This is a genomic window from Candidatus Hydrothermales bacterium (assembly GCA_039630235.1).
In the GTDB taxonomy this organism is placed as follows: Bacteria; Hydrothermota; Hydrothermia; order Hydrothermales; family JAJRUZ01; genus JBCNVI01.
In genome coordinates, this window is record JBCNVI010000004.1 from 106297 (window position 1) to 122807 (window position 16511).

Annotated in this window: 16 protein-coding genes; 6 read left to right on the plus strand and 10 right to left on the minus strand. The window is 31.7% G+C overall.

The features are described 5' to 3' along the window. Window positions 1–75: 75 nt before the first annotated feature. Genes ABDH49_05450 through ABDH49_05470 form a run of 5 tightly spaced genes read right to left on the minus strand, consistent with a single transcriptional unit; the run spans window position 76 to window position 6348 of the window. Complete coding sequence (locus ABDH49_05450; GenBank protein ID MEN3046408.1) at window positions 76–1173, minus strand: LptF/LptG family permease; 1098 nt, start codon at window positions 1171–1173, stop codon at window positions 76–78. Next, the gene (locus ABDH49_05455; protein MEN3046409.1) at window positions 1166–3208 is read right to left on the minus strand and encodes a UvrD-helicase domain-containing protein; all 2043 of its coding nucleotides are present in this window, start codon (window positions 3206–3208) and stop codon (window positions 1166–1168) included. Before ABDH49_05455 ends, ABDH49_05450 begins: the two co-directional genes overlap by 8 nt. Further along, window positions 3195–3671 carry a D-glycero-beta-D-manno-heptose 1-phosphate adenylyltransferase gene (gene rfaE2 / locus ABDH49_05460; protein MEN3046410.1) on the minus strand — a complete coding sequence of 159 codons (477 nt, stop codon included), beginning with the start codon at window positions 3669–3671 and terminating at the stop codon, window positions 3195–3197. Before rfaE2 ends, ABDH49_05455 begins: the two co-directional genes overlap by 14 nt. Beyond that, window positions 3668–4978 (minus strand): proton-conducting transporter membrane subunit, encoded by a 1311-nt coding sequence (locus tag ABDH49_05465; GenBank protein MEN3046411.1) that lies wholly within the window; start codon window positions 4976–4978, stop codon window positions 3668–3670. Before ABDH49_05465 ends, rfaE2 begins: the two co-directional genes overlap by 4 nt. Next, window positions 4975–6348 (minus strand): NADH-quinone oxidoreductase subunit M, encoded by a 1374-nt coding sequence (locus tag ABDH49_05470; protein ID MEN3046412.1) that lies wholly within the window; start codon window positions 6346–6348, stop codon window positions 4975–4977. Before ABDH49_05470 ends, ABDH49_05465 begins: the two co-directional genes overlap by 4 nt. A 61-nt stretch (window positions 6349–6409) precedes the next feature. Between ABDH49_05470 and glyA the strand changes: the two genes are divergently transcribed. Genes glyA through rlmD form a run of 3 tightly spaced genes read left to right on the plus strand, consistent with a single transcriptional unit; the run spans window position 6410 to window position 9450 of the window. Then, window positions 6410–7672, plus strand: a complete 1263-nt coding sequence (glyA, locus tag ABDH49_05475) for a serine hydroxymethyltransferase (GenBank protein MEN3046413.1) — start codon at window positions 6410–6412, stop codon at window positions 7670–7672. Next, window positions 7665–8144 (plus strand): LptE family protein, encoded by a 480-nt coding sequence (locus ABDH49_05480; protein MEN3046414.1) that lies wholly within the window; start codon window positions 7665–7667, stop codon window positions 8142–8144. Before glyA ends, ABDH49_05480 begins: the two co-directional genes overlap by 8 nt. After that, on the plus strand, window positions 8128–9450 hold the full coding sequence (gene rlmD / locus ABDH49_05485) for a 23S rRNA (uracil(1939)-C(5))-methyltransferase RlmD (GenBank protein ID MEN3046415.1): 1323 nt from the start codon (window positions 8128–8130) through the stop codon (window positions 9448–9450). Before ABDH49_05480 ends, rlmD begins: the two co-directional genes overlap by 17 nt. Here the strand turns inward: rlmD and ABDH49_05490 are convergent. After that, window positions 9447–9839, minus strand: coding sequence for a protease complex subunit PrcB family protein (locus ABDH49_05490; protein ID MEN3046416.1), 393 nt, complete (start codon window positions 9837–9839; stop codon window positions 9447–9449). The two genes, rlmD and ABDH49_05490, sit on opposite strands and share 4 nt — an antisense overlap. Before the next feature lie 124 nt (window positions 9840–9963). Between ABDH49_05490 and ABDH49_05495 the strand changes: the two genes are divergently transcribed. Continuing rightward, window positions 9964–11127 (plus strand): acyl-CoA dehydrogenase family protein, encoded by a 1164-nt coding sequence (locus ABDH49_05495; GenBank protein ID MEN3046417.1) that lies wholly within the window; start codon window positions 9964–9966, stop codon window positions 11125–11127. 944 nt (window positions 11128–12071) lie between these two features. Here the strand turns inward: ABDH49_05495 and ABDH49_05500 are convergent. The 3 genes from ABDH49_05500 to ABDH49_05510 all read right to left on the minus strand — a co-directional run bounded on the left by ABDH49_05500 (window position 12072) and on the right by ABDH49_05510 (window position 13748). After that, entirely contained in the window at window positions 12072–13031 is a 960-nt protein-coding gene (locus ABDH49_05500) for a class I SAM-dependent methyltransferase (protein ID MEN3046418.1), read from the minus strand. Window positions 13032–13240: 209 nt separating this feature from the next. Then, complete coding sequence (locus ABDH49_05505; protein ID MEN3046419.1) at window positions 13241–13438, minus strand: hypothetical protein; 198 nt, start codon at window positions 13436–13438, stop codon at window positions 13241–13243. Window positions 13439–13583: 145 nt separating this feature from the next. Beyond that, window positions 13584–13748 carry a hypothetical protein gene (locus ABDH49_05510; protein ID MEN3046420.1) on the minus strand — a complete coding sequence of 55 codons (165 nt, stop codon included), beginning with the start codon at window positions 13746–13748 and terminating at the stop codon, window positions 13584–13586. Between ABDH49_05510 and ABDH49_05515 the strand changes: the two genes are divergently transcribed. Together ABDH49_05515 and ABDH49_05520 are read left to right on the plus strand one after the other, a co-directional pair. Continuing rightward, the gene (locus ABDH49_05515) at window positions 13749–13982 is read left to right on the plus strand and encodes an acyl-CoA dehydrogenase family protein (GenBank protein MEN3046421.1); all 234 of its coding nucleotides are present in this window, start codon (window positions 13749–13751) and stop codon (window positions 13980–13982) included. Window positions 13983–14097: 115 nt separating this feature from the next. Further along, window positions 14098–15048 carry a hypothetical protein gene (locus ABDH49_05520; protein ID MEN3046422.1) on the plus strand — a complete coding sequence of 317 codons (951 nt, stop codon included), beginning with the start codon at window positions 14098–14100 and terminating at the stop codon, window positions 15046–15048. Here the strand turns inward: ABDH49_05520 and ABDH49_05525 are convergent. Further along, window positions 15025–16511, minus strand: a 1487-nt coding sequence (locus ABDH49_05525; GenBank protein MEN3046423.1) for a tetratricopeptide repeat protein, incomplete at its 5' end; no start/stop codon positions are given. The two genes, ABDH49_05520 and ABDH49_05525, sit on opposite strands and share 24 nt — an antisense overlap.

The following is a 16511-nucleotide window of genomic DNA, read 5'->3' on the forward strand; positions in this document are numbered from 1 at the left end:
AAAAAAAAGTCAAAATTTTACATTAAAAAGATGGTAGAAGTTTTTTAAGTACTATCTCACAAAATAACTGCATCCTCAAACTTCTATTTTTAGAAAAAGTATTATTGCTGGAATTAAAAATATAAAATTGGGCAGCCAAGCTGAAAAAAAGGGAGGTAAAATATAGGCGTAACCCATAGCTCTTGATATCTCTAAAAGCCCCCAATATATAAATGAAAGAGCTGTCGCAAGCGTCAAAACAAAGGCTCTCCCCTTTTGCCTTATCCTCGTAGAAAGCGATACTGAAAACAGAAGCGTTATAAAAACCGAAAAGGGAAAAGAAAAATGAACAAAAAACTCAACCTCCTCCTTTTTACTATCTAAACCAGCACTTCTTAAAACATTTATCAACTTTTTTATCTCAAAAATATTCATTTCCTCTAACGACTTCCTCAATGAAAGCATTTCAATAGGAGATATCCTCATATCCTCAAAAAGCCTATTGCTAAAATTTTCAAAATTTACAACATCCTCACTTACTAAACTATACTCATATATAACTCCATCAATTAACTCCCAACCATTCTTAGTGAATTTACCCCTTTTAGAATAAATAAATCGCTTAGTTTTACCCTTTGAAGTCTCAAGAATATAAATTTCTTGCCCCTCCTTTCTTCTTGAATCAATTAATCCAAAATGAAAAAATCTATCGATCCCATCTACCCTCTCTATAAAATTAAAATTTGTCTCAAAAATTCTCTCCCATGGAGCAGGTCTTTTTTCTATCTCCCTATATTTAATACTTAGGGCCCTCCGCATAAAATAAGGCTCTAAAGTCTCATTCACTATAAAAGAAAGTAAAGATAAAAATATACCGGTTATAGCAAGTGGAATGAAAAATTTTTTTAAGTTTATACCACTTGTTTTAATAGCTATTAACTCAAAATCACGCGCCATTCTTCCAATTGTAAAAAAAGGCGCAAGAAGCGAACCTACCGGCAAAAGCAAAACAAAAAGATAAGGCATTTGGAAAAAATAAAAAAGAGAAACCTTAACTAAAGAAAAACCCTTCAAAAACTTATCTATATTCTCAAAAAAATCAATTACTACATAAAGAATTATCACCGAAAATGTGAAAAAAAATATAAAAAATAAATTTTCTAAAATAACAAAACTAATAAGCCTTTTATTCATTTAAATATAACTTTCTAAGCCCTATAGCCTTCCTTAAAACAAGCGTAACCTCTCCTCTTCTAAAAAACCTAATCCTTGCTTTTCCATCAGCAACCTCAAGAACAATACCATCCCCCCAAAAAGGATGAGTAACCCTATCTCCTTTTTTAAAAACTTCATCTTTTTTTCTTTCTTCCTTAACTTTCCACTCTACACAATCCGGTGAAATCTCATATAAAAATCTTGAAGGCACAGTCTCTCTTACTCCTCTCCTCCACCTCTCCTTTGAATAAAGCAAATAAACCTCCTTTTTTGCTCTTGTCAACCCAACGTAAAAAAGCCTTCTTTCTTCTTCTATATCAGCTTGACTTTCAAGAGATAAAAAATGAGGAAATAACCCCTCCTCTAAACCAACAATTATAACAACATCTCTTTCTAAACCCTTTGCATTATGTAAGGTCATCATCACGTAACTATTTTTATTAAGATCCTCCTCATCAACTCTTAAAATAACATTTTGTAAATAACCCATAAGTGACCTATCCTCCTCTCGCAAAACAAACTCTCTCATAGAAGCAAAGAGCTCTAAAATATTTTGATACCTCATCTCAAAATTATACTCATCTGAGGATATTTTTCTTAAATGCTTTACATACTCAACTTCTTCGTAGATTTTTTCAGCTATCTCAAGTACGTTTAACTTTTGAAGGTTTGAAATGATATTTTCAAAAAGTTCAACTAATTTAATTATACTTGATCTTGAATTTTGATTAAGGTTTTTTAAAAATTCTTCATCTTTCATTGCTTCAAGAAAAGATATTCCCTTTTTCTCTCTTAACTCCTTTAATTTTTTTAAAGTACTTTCACCGATACCTCTCCTTGGTGCCTCTATTAATCTTTCAAGACTAAGAAAGTCAAAGGAGTTGACAATAAATTTCAAATAGGCCACAAAATCCTTTATCTCTCGTCTTTCAAAAAACTTTAAGGATCCTACAACTTGGTAAGGTATACCCTTTGAATTAAAAACCTCTTCAAAGGGTCTTGATTGAGCATTTGTTCTATATAATAAAAGTACCTCTTCTGGACTATAATTTTTTATTATTTCGTAAACTTTCAAAGCTTCGTCTCTTTCATTTTCTGTCTCTATAATTTTAATCTTTTTCCCCTTTCTTACATCTGTCCATAAACTTTTACCAAGTCTTTTTGTATTTTTACTAATTACCGAATTTGCAGCTTTTAAGATAATTTCATGGGAACGGTAATTCCTCTCTAAACGATAAATTTTTATTTCAGGAAAATCCCTAATTATATCAAAGACATTGTCAACTCTTGCGCCTCTAAAACCATAAATTGACTGATCCTCGTCACCTACAACAAACAAATTCTTGTGCTTTTTTGAAAGTACCTTTAAAATCCTATACTGAATTAAAGATGTATCTTGATATTCGTCAACAAGAATATGTAAAAATTTCTCTTGGTAATACTCTCTTACTTTTGAAGATTTTTTAAAAAGTTCAAGTAAAAGAAGTAATAGGTCGTCAAAATCAAGAGCTCTATTTTTTCTCAAAATTTCTATGTATTTATTTACAATTTCTCTCTCATCTTTATCTGGATATAAAATCTCATTTCTTATTTTGGATATTCTTTCAACCCATAAAGCTGTGTTTTCATCTTTGCCTATTATTTCTTTTATAATTCTTTTACTGTCGTCCCTGTCGTATATTACAAAATTTTCCGGTATATCAATTACTTTTCCGTCTTCTCTTAAAATTCTTGCGGCTATGGAGTGAAAGGTTCCCATCCAAATTTTCTTATAACTATCTTTAATGAGATCTTTTATTCTTTCTTTCATCTCATCAGCAGCTTTATTAGTAAAGGTAAGTGCAAGAATTCTATCAGGTGGAACGTTATTTTGAATCAAATAAACGATCCTAAAGGTCAAAACTCTTGTCTTTCCAGTACCAGCCCCTGAAAGTACAAAAGCAGGTCCCTCTTTATGAAAACACGCTCTAAGCTGCTCCTCATTTAAAAACTTACTAAAATCAATCTCTAGCATATAAAGATAATATCTTCTTAATTAAATTAGATGTGCTCTTACCTTTTACAAGAGGTACAAGAAAAACTTCACCTCCTCTTTTAAGAACTATATCACCTCCAACTACCTCATCTATTTTATAATCTGCTCCCTTCACAAGCACGTCCGGTTTTATTTCTTTTATAAGTCTATAAGGAGTTTTCTCATTAAAAAATATCACGTAATCTACATACTTTATTGAATCAAGAATTTTTGCTCTATCTTTTTCATTTACTATTGGTCTTTTATCTCCCTTTATTTTTTTAATAGAAGAGTCAGAGTTTAGTCCCACAATAAGAACATCTCCCTTCTTTTTTGCTTTCTTTAACAGCTCAATATGACCAGCATGAATTAAGTCAAAGCAACCGTTTGTAAAAACTATTTTTTTATTCTCTTTCCTTAAACTTTTTAAAATTTTTTTTAAAGTCTTAAGATCAACTATCATAGAAAGAATTTTATAAAAACAGCTCCACAAAGAGAAACAATTGATAGTAAAAGTGTATAGTATTCATAGAATTTAGAGTATTTTCTTTCTCTTAAAACTGCTGGTTCAAGGAAGAAACTATTTAAGAATTTAATATAGTAACCAAAAGAAAGAACTGTCAAAAGTAATAAAATAAAAACTTCTAAAATAAAACCAGCCCTATAAAGCTCATAGAATAGGTAAAATTTTGCAAAAAAGCCTCCTGTAGGAGGGAAGGAAAAGAGGGATAGAATATAGAAAAGACCAGAAATTGCTAAAACCTTATCTGTAAAATATAAGCCTCTTATTTTTTCAAACTCTAAATCTTTCTGATCTTTAAAAAGATAATTTAAAGAAAGAAAGAAGCCCCCTTTCATAATGAAGTAATTTAAAAGATAGTAGAGAAGAACCTTTCTTGAATAGGGCTCAGGAAGTAAAACAGAAAACAAAAGAAAACCAGAATGAGAAATAGATGAATAAGCTAAGACTCTCTTTACTTTGTTGTCATAAATACCAGCTAAATTTGAAATAAAAATTGTTACAATTGCAAAAAGAGGCAAAGGGAAGATTATTTCAGGTAAATAATATTTTATCTTATAAAGAAAAATAAGTATACCGGCTTTAGGTGTTAAAGAAATTAAGGTCAAATAGGGGATTCCAACTTTTTCGAAGATATCGGGCATAAAAAATTGGAAAGGTATAAAAAGTATTTTGAAACCTAGTGAAAAAATAAATAAAATTATCGAGAGTCTAAAAACTACATCGTTTCTATTAAAAAGACTTAAGGACGTGTACTTCAAACTTTGAGTTTCTGAATAAATAAGAATAAGTGAAAATAGCATAATTAAAGATGTAATGGAACCTATTACAAAATACCTAATGATAGGAGAAAAATCCCTAATTTTTTTAGACTCAAGACCAATTAGAATGTAGAAAACAAAGGACAAAATTTCAAGAGAAATAAAAAATATAATCAAGTTGTCAGTCTTTAAAATAAGATGTAAAGATAGAAGATGAGCAAAAATAAAAAAATTACTTACTGAAAAGTCTTTTTTATCCTGATTTATATAAAAAATATAAAGCATTAAAAAAGTGCTAGCATCAAGCAAAATCAAAAAACCATCGGCCTTTACAAAATAATCAGCGGCTAACAAAGCTAAATAAGAAAATACAACAAATAAGTTATAAAACCTTTTTCTTTGTGCCAGCATATAAAAAATATTCACAATTAGAAATATCGTTAAAAGAATTTCTTGCAAGTAGCTAAAAATAATATCCCTTATCATCATCTATAAAATAAATATAAAAAGGGAGAGGGCAAAAGCCCAATTAAAAATACAAAGAAAAGTAGCAAAAAAAGAATAATCCTTTCTGTCAGATTAATATCAGAGAGTTGTTTGAGATTTTCCTTTTTAAGTTCTCCCCAAATTGTTCTTTTTATTGCTTTTGTGGAGTAAAGTAGAGCGAAAAAGGGGGCAAAGGAAAGTATAATACCATAACTGAGCTTATTTACAATAGAAGAGTAAATTACAAGAAATTCGCCCACAAAATTTGCCGTTCCGGGAAGTCCTGCAGTGGATAAAAAGAATATGACAAAATAAAAAGAGAAAACTGGCACTACCTTTGATATCCCACCATAATCCGATAATTCCCTTGAATGAGTTCTTTTATATAAAATCCCAACAAGTATAAAAAGAGCACCAGTTGTTATACCATGATTAAACATTTGAAAAAAGGCTCCTTCTATCCCTGATAAATTTTGCATTGATAAACCCAAGATTACAAAACCCATATGAGAAACACTTGAGTAAGCTATAAGCCTTTTAAGATCTTCCTGAGTGAAACTCATTAAAGCTCCATAAAAGATAGAAAAGATCGAAAGGAAAATAATTAAATCTCTAAAGGTAAGGAAAGCATGAGGGAAAAGAGGTACTAAAAACTTATAAAATCCCCAAGTTCCCATTTTTAAAAGAACACCTGCAAGTATCACACTTCCAGCTGTTGGAGCCTCAGTATGAGCATCAGGAAGCCAGGTATGGAAGGGAAAAAGCGGAACTTTAATCATAAAACTCAAAAGAAAAAGCCAAAAGCCTATAAAACTATCTTTACCAAAAATATTAAGTTTTACTCCTAAAATTCCTGCTAAAAGAAAAACTCCAGAAAGTAAGGTATAAAATACAAACTTATAGTTTGCAACTCTTTTCCTTTCACCACCCCATATTCCAATCAGAAAATAAAAGGGCACAATAGAAAATTCCCAGAAAATGAAAAATGGTAAAAGAGAATCTGAAGAGAAGAGTAAATTTAAAGAGGATTGAGAAATTAAAAGCCAAATGTTAAACTCCTTTATTCTAAAATAAATATCCTCTTTTGAAAATAATAGGGAAACAAAGAAAAGCAAATTATTCAAAAAAATTAAGAAAATCGAAAAAGAATCTATTTTAAAGACAAAATCGAAAAAGCCAAAATAAAACCTTAAAAGGTAAAATTCTAAAAGCGGGTTTCTTAAATAAATTAAAAGATAGAAAAAACTATATAAAAGCGGTAAAGATGAGTAAAAAATAGATAGATTGAAAATAAAACTCCTTTTCTCCTCTCTTATAAAAAAAAGAGTTAATGAACCTAAAAGGGGAATTAAAAAGATTAAAAAAGTTATCATTAATTGATTTTAAGAGAGAATAAGTAAGATTTTCACATAGCAATTAAATTATAATTATATTATGAAAAGTTTTACAAAAAATTTCGATTATGAAATTTATGAACTGGTTAAAAAAGAAATAAAAAGACAAGAGGAGAATATTATCTTAATTGCATCTGAAAACTATGCCTCCTATAACGTCTTAAAAGTAATGGGAACACCACTTTCAAATAAGTATGCCGAGGGATACCCTTATAAAAGATACTATGGAGGATGCGAGATCATAGATGAGATAGAGCATATAGCAATTGAAAGATTAAAAAAACTCTTTAACGCAGAACACGCAAATGTTCAACCCCACTCTGGAACTCAAGCAAATTTAGCTTGCTATCTTGCCCTATTGAAAGAACAGGACAAAATTCTTTCTATGAAACTTCCTCATGGCGGACATTTGTCTCACGGTCACAGCGTTAGTGCTGCAGGTAAATACTACAAAGTCATTCAATACGGTGTAAGGAAAGATACCGAAACTATAGATTTCGATGAAGTGAGAGAGCTTGCTAAAAAAGAAAGACCAAAAATTATAGTCTGTGGATACTCTGCCTATCCACGCCAAATAGACTTTAAAACCTTTAGAGAAATCGCAGATGAAGTTGAGGCATATCTTCTTGCAGATATAGCCCACATTACAGGACTTGTAGCAGCCGGTTATCACCCAAATCCCTTCCCTTACGCCCATGTAGTCACAGGGACAACTCATAAAACTTTGCGCGGTCCAAGAGGGGGATTTATCCTTACAACAAAGGAATTGGCTGAGAAAATAGATAAGGCTGTTTTCCCTGGTACTCAGGGAGGACCCCTGGAACATGTAATAGCTGCAAAAGCCGTGTGTTTCAAAGAAGCAAGTGAACCAGAATTTAAAGAATACATAGATCAAGTTATTAAAAACTCAAGAAAATTAGCCTCAGTGTTAAGTGAAAAGGGTCTAAGATTAGTTTCAGGGGGAACTGATACACACCTTTCTCTAATTGATTTAAAACCCTTAGAAATAACGGGAAAACAAGCTGAAGAGCTACTTAATATGGCTGGAATAGTAGTAAATAAAAACACTATACCCTTTGATGATAAACCTCCTGCTATAACAAGCGGAATAAGAATTGGTTCACCCTGCGTAACAACAAGAGGTATGAAAGAAAAGGAAATGGAATATATCGGAGAGCTAATCTTTGAGGTGTTAAGTTCAAAAAGTGAAAGTAAAGCAAAAGAGATTAGGAAGAAAGTCATAGAGTTAACAAAAAACTTTCCTATCTACGGCGATATTTTTGATAAATTCTTAAGTGAATAAAATACTCATTTCTTTATTTTTAATTTCTCTAAAATTCTGTGTCTATTCGTTTTATCCACCTTTACCTCATAACATAAAAAGTATAGGAGTTGAAAACTTTTCAAATTCATCAGAAAGACTTGGCATAGAAAGCTTTGTAACACAAAGTTTTATAGAAGCAATTTTAGAAGATAGAAGAATAAAGGTAAAAGATCCTGATAAAGCCGATCTTATTATTAAAGGAGAGATAACGAGGTATATAAAATCTCCCTTTGGAGTAATAGGTTATGGAGAAGTTTTTTCTTATAAAATTACAATAAAAGCAAAAATTAAATTTATTAATAGGGAGGGAGGGGAAGTTTTTGAATCTGTTGAGTTTCAGGGTGAAAGTACTTATGACATAAGAGAGAAAACAGAAGAGGAGGCAATAAAAGAGGCAGCTAAAGATTTATCAAGAAAAGTAGTTCAGCATATTTATGCCCAAGGAATTTGAAATAGAAATTGAAAAAATAGTTCAAGAAGGTTACGGACTATCAAGGGACAAAGGCAAAGTAGTTTTGACACCCTTTGTTTTACCTGGAGAAAAAGTTAAAGTTTTTGTTGAAGAAGAAAAAAAAGATCTTATTTTTGCCTATCCGATTAAAATAATAAGTAAAAATGAAAATCGTGTAAAGCCGGTATGTAAGTATTTTGGCGAATGCGGGGGATGCCATTTTCAAATGGCAAATTATAACTTTCAACTAAAACTAAAAGAAGATATAGTAAAAGATGCTTTTCACCATATTGCTAAAATAAAAGATTTACCCTTAGAACCAATAGTTCCCTCTCCAGAAATTCTTTATTACAGAACAAGAGCACATTTTCCCTTAAAAAGAGTTAAGGGAAAAGTCTATGCTGGCTTTTATAAAAGAGAGAGTCACTATTTAATCTCAATATCAGATTGCCCAATTCAAAAGAAAATAATAATAGATCTTATGCTAAAAATAAAAGATATAATTCAGGAAGAAAGAATTACTATATACGATGAAAATGAAGATTTTGGAAGACTTAGATATTTATCGATAAGAACGAATAAAGATGAAAAGGAAAATTTAATAACTTTTGTAACAAAAAGAAGAGGATTTCCAAAAAGAATAGTAAATAGAGTTTTGGAATTAGGTAACATAACAGGTATTGTAGAAAACATTAATCCAACAAAGGGAAATATTATTTTTGGTGAGGAAGAGAGGGTTCTTTATGGAAGAGACTATATATTTGAGCATGTAGGTGATCTTACCTTTAGAGTGTCATCAAGATCTTTCTTTCAGGTTAATCCTTCAATTTTACCTCATTTGATTGATATAATGAGAGAAGAAATTAAGGGCTATGAAGTTCTTATAGATCTTTATGGTGGAGTTGGATTATTTGGCTTTTCTTTTTCAAAGTTTTTTAAAAAAGTTTATATTGTTGAAATAAGCGAGTCATCGTGCAAGGATGCCATTTATAACCAAAGGATTAATGATTTTTTTAACGTAGAAATAATTAAAGATGACGCTGCTAATGCACTAAATTTTCTAAAAGGTGATATTTTTATAATTGATCCTCCAAGGAAAGGAGTTGAAAAAGAGGTAATCGAAGGTATAGAAAAGATAAAACCCCATAAAATCCTTTACCTTTCCTGTTATCCTCCAACAGTTGCAAGAGATACAGTTAATTTGATTTCACTAGGCTACGATTTAAAAAGATTAATTTCCTTAGATTTTTTTCCACAAACTTACCATGTAGAAACTCTGGCAATTTTTGAAAGAAAAATTTATTAAGGACAATCTCTTATTTCCACTTCAAAGTAAAATTTAAATTCCTTTTGAGTTTTTTTGAGGATAACAATGTGATAAGGTTGTGTAAGAGCCATAGTAACAATGCAATTTTTTCCAGGTGAAATTTCCCTCACATAGACTGATACCTCATCTTTTTTTTCTATAATACTTTTTATCTCAACCTCATATCCACCTGTTGGTTTTTCTCCCATAAAAACACAGATTAAAACGTGTTTATTAAAGTCTATGTCAGGAGGATCAGAAGGAGGTAAAAAGATCGATGTTAACTCTTTCCACAGATTCAAAAATTCTTCTTTATCCTTTATTACAACTGTCTTTTTTTCCCTAATTCCTGAATAAAACCCCTTTTGCAAATTCTTAAACTCAACCACTTTGGTCTGAGTCCTTTTCATGCTTAAACAGGACAAAAAAAACACAAATAAAATTAAAAAAGTTCTCATATTTAAATTTAAAATCAAATTTAAATTAAAGGCAACTTGAACATATAATCTTTTAATGTTTGGTGAACTTTTAAATCATATTGAAAACGAAGAACATAAACTTTTAAGGGAAACTGTTAGAAAATTTGTAAGAGAAAAAATAGCACCTATAGCATCTAAAATTGATGAAACCGATCAATTTCCCAAGGAGATTTTTAAAGAAATTTCAGAACTTGGATTTACAGGAATTCTCATACCAGAAACTTATGGGGGCTTAGGTGAGGATTTAGTCTCAGCCTGTATTGTTCTTGAGGAAATAGCAAAAGAGAGCCCTTCTATAGCTCTTTCTTTACTTGCCCATTCAGTTCTATGTGCTCACCCTATAACAAGATTTGGAAATAAAGAGCAAAAAGAAAAGTTTTTACCTAAACTTGCAAAAGGTGAAATTATAGGCGCCTTAGCAATTACTGAACCTGAGGCAGGTTCTGATGCGGCATCTATAAAAACAGTGGCCCTAGAAACTGAAGGTGGATTTAAAATAAGTGGAAGTAAAACTTTTATCACTAACGGTTCAATAGCTGATCTTATTATTTTATATGCAAAAACGTCACCTGATAAGGGGAAAGAAGGTATATCTGCCCTTATATTTGAGACAAACACTGAGGGGTTTTCTGTTAGTAAAAAATTTGAAAAAATGGGGATGAGGGGATCACCTACTGCTTCTTTATTTTTTGACAATGCTTACTGTCCTAAAGAAAACCTACTTGGAGAAAAAGATAAAGGATTTAGTATACTTGTAAAATGTCTCGAAGTTGAAAGAATAACGATTGCCTCAATATCTCTTGGAATTGCAATGTCAGCTCTTGAATGGCAAATAAGGTATTCAAGGGAAAGAAAGCAATTTAACAAGTTTTTATATGAATTTCAGATGATCTCAGAAAAAATTGCGGAAAATACAGCAAAACTTGAGGTTCTTAGAACCTATCTTTACTTCTTAGCAAAAAATTATAATTTTTCAAAGGATAATAGGATAGAGAGCGCTACAATAAAACTTCTTGCAAGTGAGTTAGGTGTTAAATCTTCGCTGGATGCTATACAGATATTGGGGGGCTATGGTTACACTAAGGAGTATCCAGCAGAAAGATATTTAAGAGACGCTAAACTTATGGAAATAGGTGCTGGTACATCTGAAATAATGAAATATATAATCTCAACTGTTATGATAGAGAAATTCATTTAGTTAGCCCTAACTAAAATCATATTTAAAAAATCACACTTTGATCTAAATCACCTGACAAGTCTTATTTAACTTATTTAAGGAGTTATATAACCTTAGGGGGTCTAAAAATAAAAAAGTTAGTGTTAAGCTTAATCAAAATATCGCTACTAAAAGCAATTGGGCTTTCTTTCCGGGATCTTGGCAGAACATACGTATTTAACAACCGTATAAGAAACTGACAGTACACGTACATCAGGTTTTCAAAGTGTAAGTTCATCTACTTCTACTCTGGCAGACATTTCTTTAGCCCTACATCAAAGAGTCTCTCTTTTATTCCCTATTTCCCAAGCTGGGATAAGATTCGTTGGAAGTGATACTTCTACGCTAGTTTATAGTTTTGCACTTCCCGTATATGGAGATGTAAATAGCTTGTTACTGAATGGATTAATAATTCTAGACACCTTTTATATTTCTCATAATTCAACATACAAATAGACACTCCGGAGTGAATTGAACTTTTTTACCAATATAGACAGGGACTAAGCTAAGGATACTTTCTTAGGTAGCACAAGGAATAGTTAAAATAATAGGTATAGATACTATACAACTTCCGATAGGACAAGTTGTCTCAGTTCACATCTGAGTGGAATATCGGGGTAAGAAAAGACTCGTAAATTAGAACTTTCTTTTCAAAGTCTGTCTTGAATAAGTTTTTCCTGCGCCTGGGTCTTTTCTGTACCTAGGCTATTTTTGTTTAACAGGCTTTTATCTCATGACTCAAGATTATACCTGATTTCAGACTCTTTGCCTCTGAGGGTATGGATCTAAGAGGTTAACAGACAGATTGAAAGACAAGTACTTGAGAACTCTACCTTTGAGGCTATATGTCTACTAGCGTGGCAAAGTACCCACAGACCTTCCAAAAAGTAGACTAAATATATAATATATAACCCAGAGCTTTGAAGCTAGTTCTTCTGCAGCAACTCTCCTTGAAAATAGAGAACATGGCTTTCCCTATAAATCACTCTAAACACTAAAACTATGGGCATTAATAGAGAGTTTTTCACATATTTTATAGTGTTATAAATCCTTGCCTTTGCAGGAGCTTTTAGTATATCTCTCAGACTCTCGCTTCCGAAGAGTCTATAACAGATTTTTCTTGTGTTTTTTATGTTATCACCAAATAATCTTAATAATCTTAGAGTAAGATAGTATGCATCTTCGTATATGGACAGATAAAGTGGTATTATATGGTGATTATGGAATCCCACTTTGTATAATAGATTACTCAATGCTACACTTGAAAATCTTAAAGGATGTTCAGGAGGGAAGTCTATTATAGTATACTTCCCTACAATTTTAACTTGCCGTCCATTTCTATTCGGCACACTGCCCGCTATCCATCCTCCTAACTTTAGTATACTCTTTGCAGCTTCCATAAACTCTATAATTTTATCTTGATGTTCCAGAACTTCAAAAAAGGTAATTATGTCAAATTTCAAACCTTCCTTTTGACAGAACTCCGCAAAGTCTTGAGGTGCCATAACAAAAGTGTTTCTCAAACCTCTTTTTTCCTGACAGACCCGTATTGAGTTTCTATCGATGTCTATACCCCAAACTTCGTAACCTCTCCTTTTTGCTTCCTCAAGAAATAGGCCATCTCCACAACCTATATCAAGCAATCTTCCTGTCTTTAATGGTATGTACTTAAAAAACACTTCATGGTTCTTACCTATTTTCCTATCTATACCTTCATGAAGAAGAATATAACCTTCCTTTACTTCTAATTCCTGTTCATAAAATTCCGGTGATACACTCCTCAATGGCTCCCACCATTGAAGGTCACAGTTAGAACAGTGATATAGCTTGTACTCTTCGTTATTAAAGGGAGACACATAACTTTCTATATGGTTCGCTGCCTCCACTCTGGTATCACACAATGGACAACTTGGCATGATTTAACTCCCTTTTTATTATAACACAAAAAGTAGAAAATTTGAAATCCAAGCCTCTGAAAACCGAAATATAAGTAAAAACCTGAGCTAAATTACCCTCTGAAGTTCTGGCAGTGTGTCCGTTGTCGTACTTTGTGTATGGTTTGAGGTAGAATTCCTTGACCTGTATATACTGCTTGCTATTCAAAACCTCCCTCTTCTCCACTATCCAGAAATTTAAGCCATATGATGTCTCTTAAGTTTCCACTCTTTGGACTTTCAAAGGGCATATCCCCGTCTATGCCGAGTTTCTCAAAGACTTTTAGCACTATAGGTTCTGCGTGCTTATAGATCTTACATTTTGACAAAAGATAGATTTTCTCTTTAAAAATGAGCATCTTTTAGTTGATTTAGCTAGTAAAAGAGTTAACAAATTAAAAAATGGAATATACTTACAAAGGTTAAAGAACAGAAGAGTTTCAAAGATAATCTTTTAAATATATGCTAAATTTCAGTTTTGTCTTAATTATTTTAAGCATTTCTTCAAGTTTTCTTATGTTTTTGGAATTCCACTTTAAGCTCTCCCATAACTAAATAAACAATTCCCTCGTATGCACCAGCCTTTGCAAGTATATCCGTATCTTTAATTCTCTCTGCTAAACTCTTTACCTTATCTCTTGGAATTGCAATGTAGCTCTTGAATGGCAAATAAGGCATTCTAAGGAAAGAAAACAATTTAACAAGTTTTTATATGAATTTCAGATGATCTCAGAGAAAATTGAGAAAAATACAACAAAACTTGAGGTGCTTAGAACCTATCTTTACTTCTTAGCAAAAAATTATAATTTTTCGAAAGATAATAGGATAAAGAGCGCCACAATAAAACTTCTTGCAAGTGAGTTAAATGTTAAATCTTATGGAAATAGGTGCTGGCACATTTGAAATAATGAATATAATCTCAACTTTCATGGTAGAGAAATTCATCTAGATCTGAGGTGTGACCTAAATCACTTGACAAGTCTTATTTAAGGAGTTATATAACTTAGGGGGTCTAAAAATGAAAAAGTTAGTGCTAACTTTAATCAAAATATCATTACTTAAGGCAAGTGGGCTTCATTTTTGGGGCCTTGACAGAACCTATATATTTAACTATATAGGAACTGATAGTATACGCACACCAGGTTTTCAAGGTGTAAGCTCATCTATTTCGTTAATAAGTATTACAACTGTTTTACCAGACACTTCTTTAGCCTTATATCAAAGAATTTCTCCTTTATTCCCTATTTCCCGAACCGGGATAAGATTCATTGGAAGCTATACTTCTACGTTAGTTTATGGTTTTGCACTACCTGTATATGGAAACGAAAATAACTTGTTACCAGAGGGATTAATAATTCCGGACACCTTTTATATTTTTCATAATCCAACATACACGTGGACACCCCCTGGAATGAATCAAACCTTTATTACTGACATAGATAGAGACCAATTTAAAGATACTGTTTTAATAACACAAGGAATAGGTAGAATAATGGGTATAGATACTATACAACTTACGATAGGACAGGTTGTCACAGTGCACATCCGTATGGAATATCAGGGTAAAGGAAGATTTGGAAATGGAGATTCTCTTTCCCATAGCTTGGTTCTTGATAGATGGTGGGCTCCACTAATATGGAAAGGACAAATACAAACAGTCTCTGGTCTTATAAAAGAGGTATTTTATCAAGTCACTTCATCTCCAAATCTTTTGCTCAAGGCAAATAGAAGTACAGGATACGGCTCCTCCCTCTTGGAAAGCACAGGAGTTAAAGAAAATGATAAGATCAGCTTCACAAATGGTAAAGATAAATACAGATCTTACGTTTTGACAAAAGATAGATCTTCTCTCGAAAGTGGACACTTATTAATTGATCTAGCTGGTAAAAAAGTTAACAAATTAAAAAATGGAATATATTTACAGAAATTAGAGAGCAAAGGAATCTCAAAAATAATCTTTCTTAGATAATTTTTTTAAAACCATAATCGAGTACTTTTCAATTAGATAGATATTAAACTTCAGTTTTGCCTTAATCATTTCAAGCATCTCTTCAAGCTTTTTTATGTTTTTGGAATCCCACTCTTTATAAAATTCATATAATGAGAGAAAATCTTCTCTATTAGTCTCTAGTGCTATTTTTTTAATTTGAGACAAAATTTTCTCACTCTTTTCTCCCCTAAGAGTCTTTATTTTATAAAGTAAGGAAAGGACACGAAAATTAAATACCGGAATTTTTTCTTTTTTTAAGTAAATAAGAGGTTTTTCAATATACTCTAAAGCCTTTGAAATATCTCCAGATAAAAAGTAAGAAAGGGCAATCGAATAGAGATTAAGATTTTCTATAAACCTATTATTCTCCTCTCTTGCTATCTTCACAACATCCTCAAAGTAAGGTATACTCTCCTTAAAATTCTTTCTATAAATTAAAAGAGTAGCATAGTTGTGAAGAATATTGGAATATATCGCTTTATGAACTTTTTCTCCTTTAAGTAGATAAATTGAATTCTTAAAGGATTTTTCAGCCTTTTTAAAATCTCCCATAGCTAAATAAACAATTCCCTCATATGCACCAGCCTTTGCAAGTATATCCGTATCTTTAATTCCCTCTGCTAAACTCTTTGCCTTTTTAATTTTTTCAATGGCTCCTTCGTAATCTCCCTTTGTATAAAGAAGATAGGAATATTCAAGCAAAACAGATGATAAGGATCTATATTCCCTTAAAAACTCATAATTTTCTATCGACTTTTCAAACCACTTCTCAGCTTCATCAACTTTGCCAAGCATTAAAAGATTAAAGGCAATACTATACTCAAGATTTGATACATCTCTCAACGAAAGTTTATCAGCTTCACGATAAATTTTTTCACATATTTCAAGAGATTTAGCATACTCTCCTATATTCTCTAAAGCTGTCTGATAGAGAATTAGAAATTTCAGTCTCTCCTTTTCTTCAAACTTATCCTCTTTATCTTTTAGCTTTTTTAGTACACTAAAACCTTCCCTAAAGTTACCCATATCAAGCAAGACCTCTGCAAGAGGTAAAAGAAGTTTCCATCCCTCTCTTCTTAGTGAGCTTACTCCCTCTTTAAGAATCTCTACACTCTTTTCTTTATCCCCAATAAAGTTATAGTAAAGAGAGGAAAGTTCATAATAACATCTTTCTTTTTTACTTAATCTATCAATTAATCTTTTAGCCTCTTCAAAATAACCAAGATGAATTAATGAGAAGATTCTTTTGTGTAATACATTTGAGGGCAGTTCCGTCTCTAGTTTTTCGTAACTTTTTATAAGAAAATCTGTTGCAATTTTTAAATCACTTATACTACCCCTTTCAAAAAGTTTTTCAATAATTTTTCCTCCCTCTTTTATAACTTCTTCATAAAGTTCTCCCCTATAGGCATGATAAATTGAGCTTAGATCCTCTCTTTCTC

Bases quoted from the DNA above. Each gene is read 5' to 3' on its own strand.
- ABDH49_05470 (MEN3046412.1), bottom strand. From the start codon at position 6,348: ATGATAACTTTTTTAATCTTTTTAATTCCCCTTTTAGGTTCATTAACT.
- ABDH49_05450 (MEN3046408.1), bottom strand. From the start codon at position 1,173: ATGAATAAAAGGCTTATTAGTTTTGTTATTTTAGAAAATTTATTTTTT.
- glyA (MEN3046413.1), top strand. From the start codon at position 6,410: ATGAAAAGTTTTACAAAAAATTTCGATTATGAAATTTATGAACTGGTT.
- ABDH49_05505 (MEN3046419.1), bottom strand. From the start codon at position 13,438: ATGCTCATTTTTAAAGAGAAAATCTATCTTTTGTCAAAATGTAAGATC.
- rlmD (MEN3046415.1), top strand. From the start codon at position 8,128: ATGCCCAAGGAATTTGAAATAGAAATTGAAAAAATAGTTCAAGAAGGT.
- ABDH49_05495 (MEN3046417.1), top strand. From the start codon at position 9,964: ATGTTTGGTGAACTTTTAAATCATATTGAAAACGAAGAACATAAACTT.
- rfaE2 (MEN3046410.1), bottom strand. From the start codon at position 3,671: ATGATAGTTGATCTTAAGACTTTAAAAAAAATTTTAAAAAGTTTAAGG.
- ABDH49_05465 (MEN3046411.1), bottom strand. From the start codon at position 4,978: ATGATGATAAGGGATATTATTTTTAGCTACTTGCAAGAAATTCTTTTA.
- ABDH49_05520 (MEN3046422.1), top strand. From the start codon at position 14,098: ATGAAAAAGTTAGTGCTAACTTTAATCAAAATATCATTACTTAAGGCA.
- ABDH49_05455 (MEN3046409.1), bottom strand. From the start codon at position 3,208: ATGCTAGAGATTGATTTTAGTAAGTTTTTAAATGAGGAGCAGCTTAGA.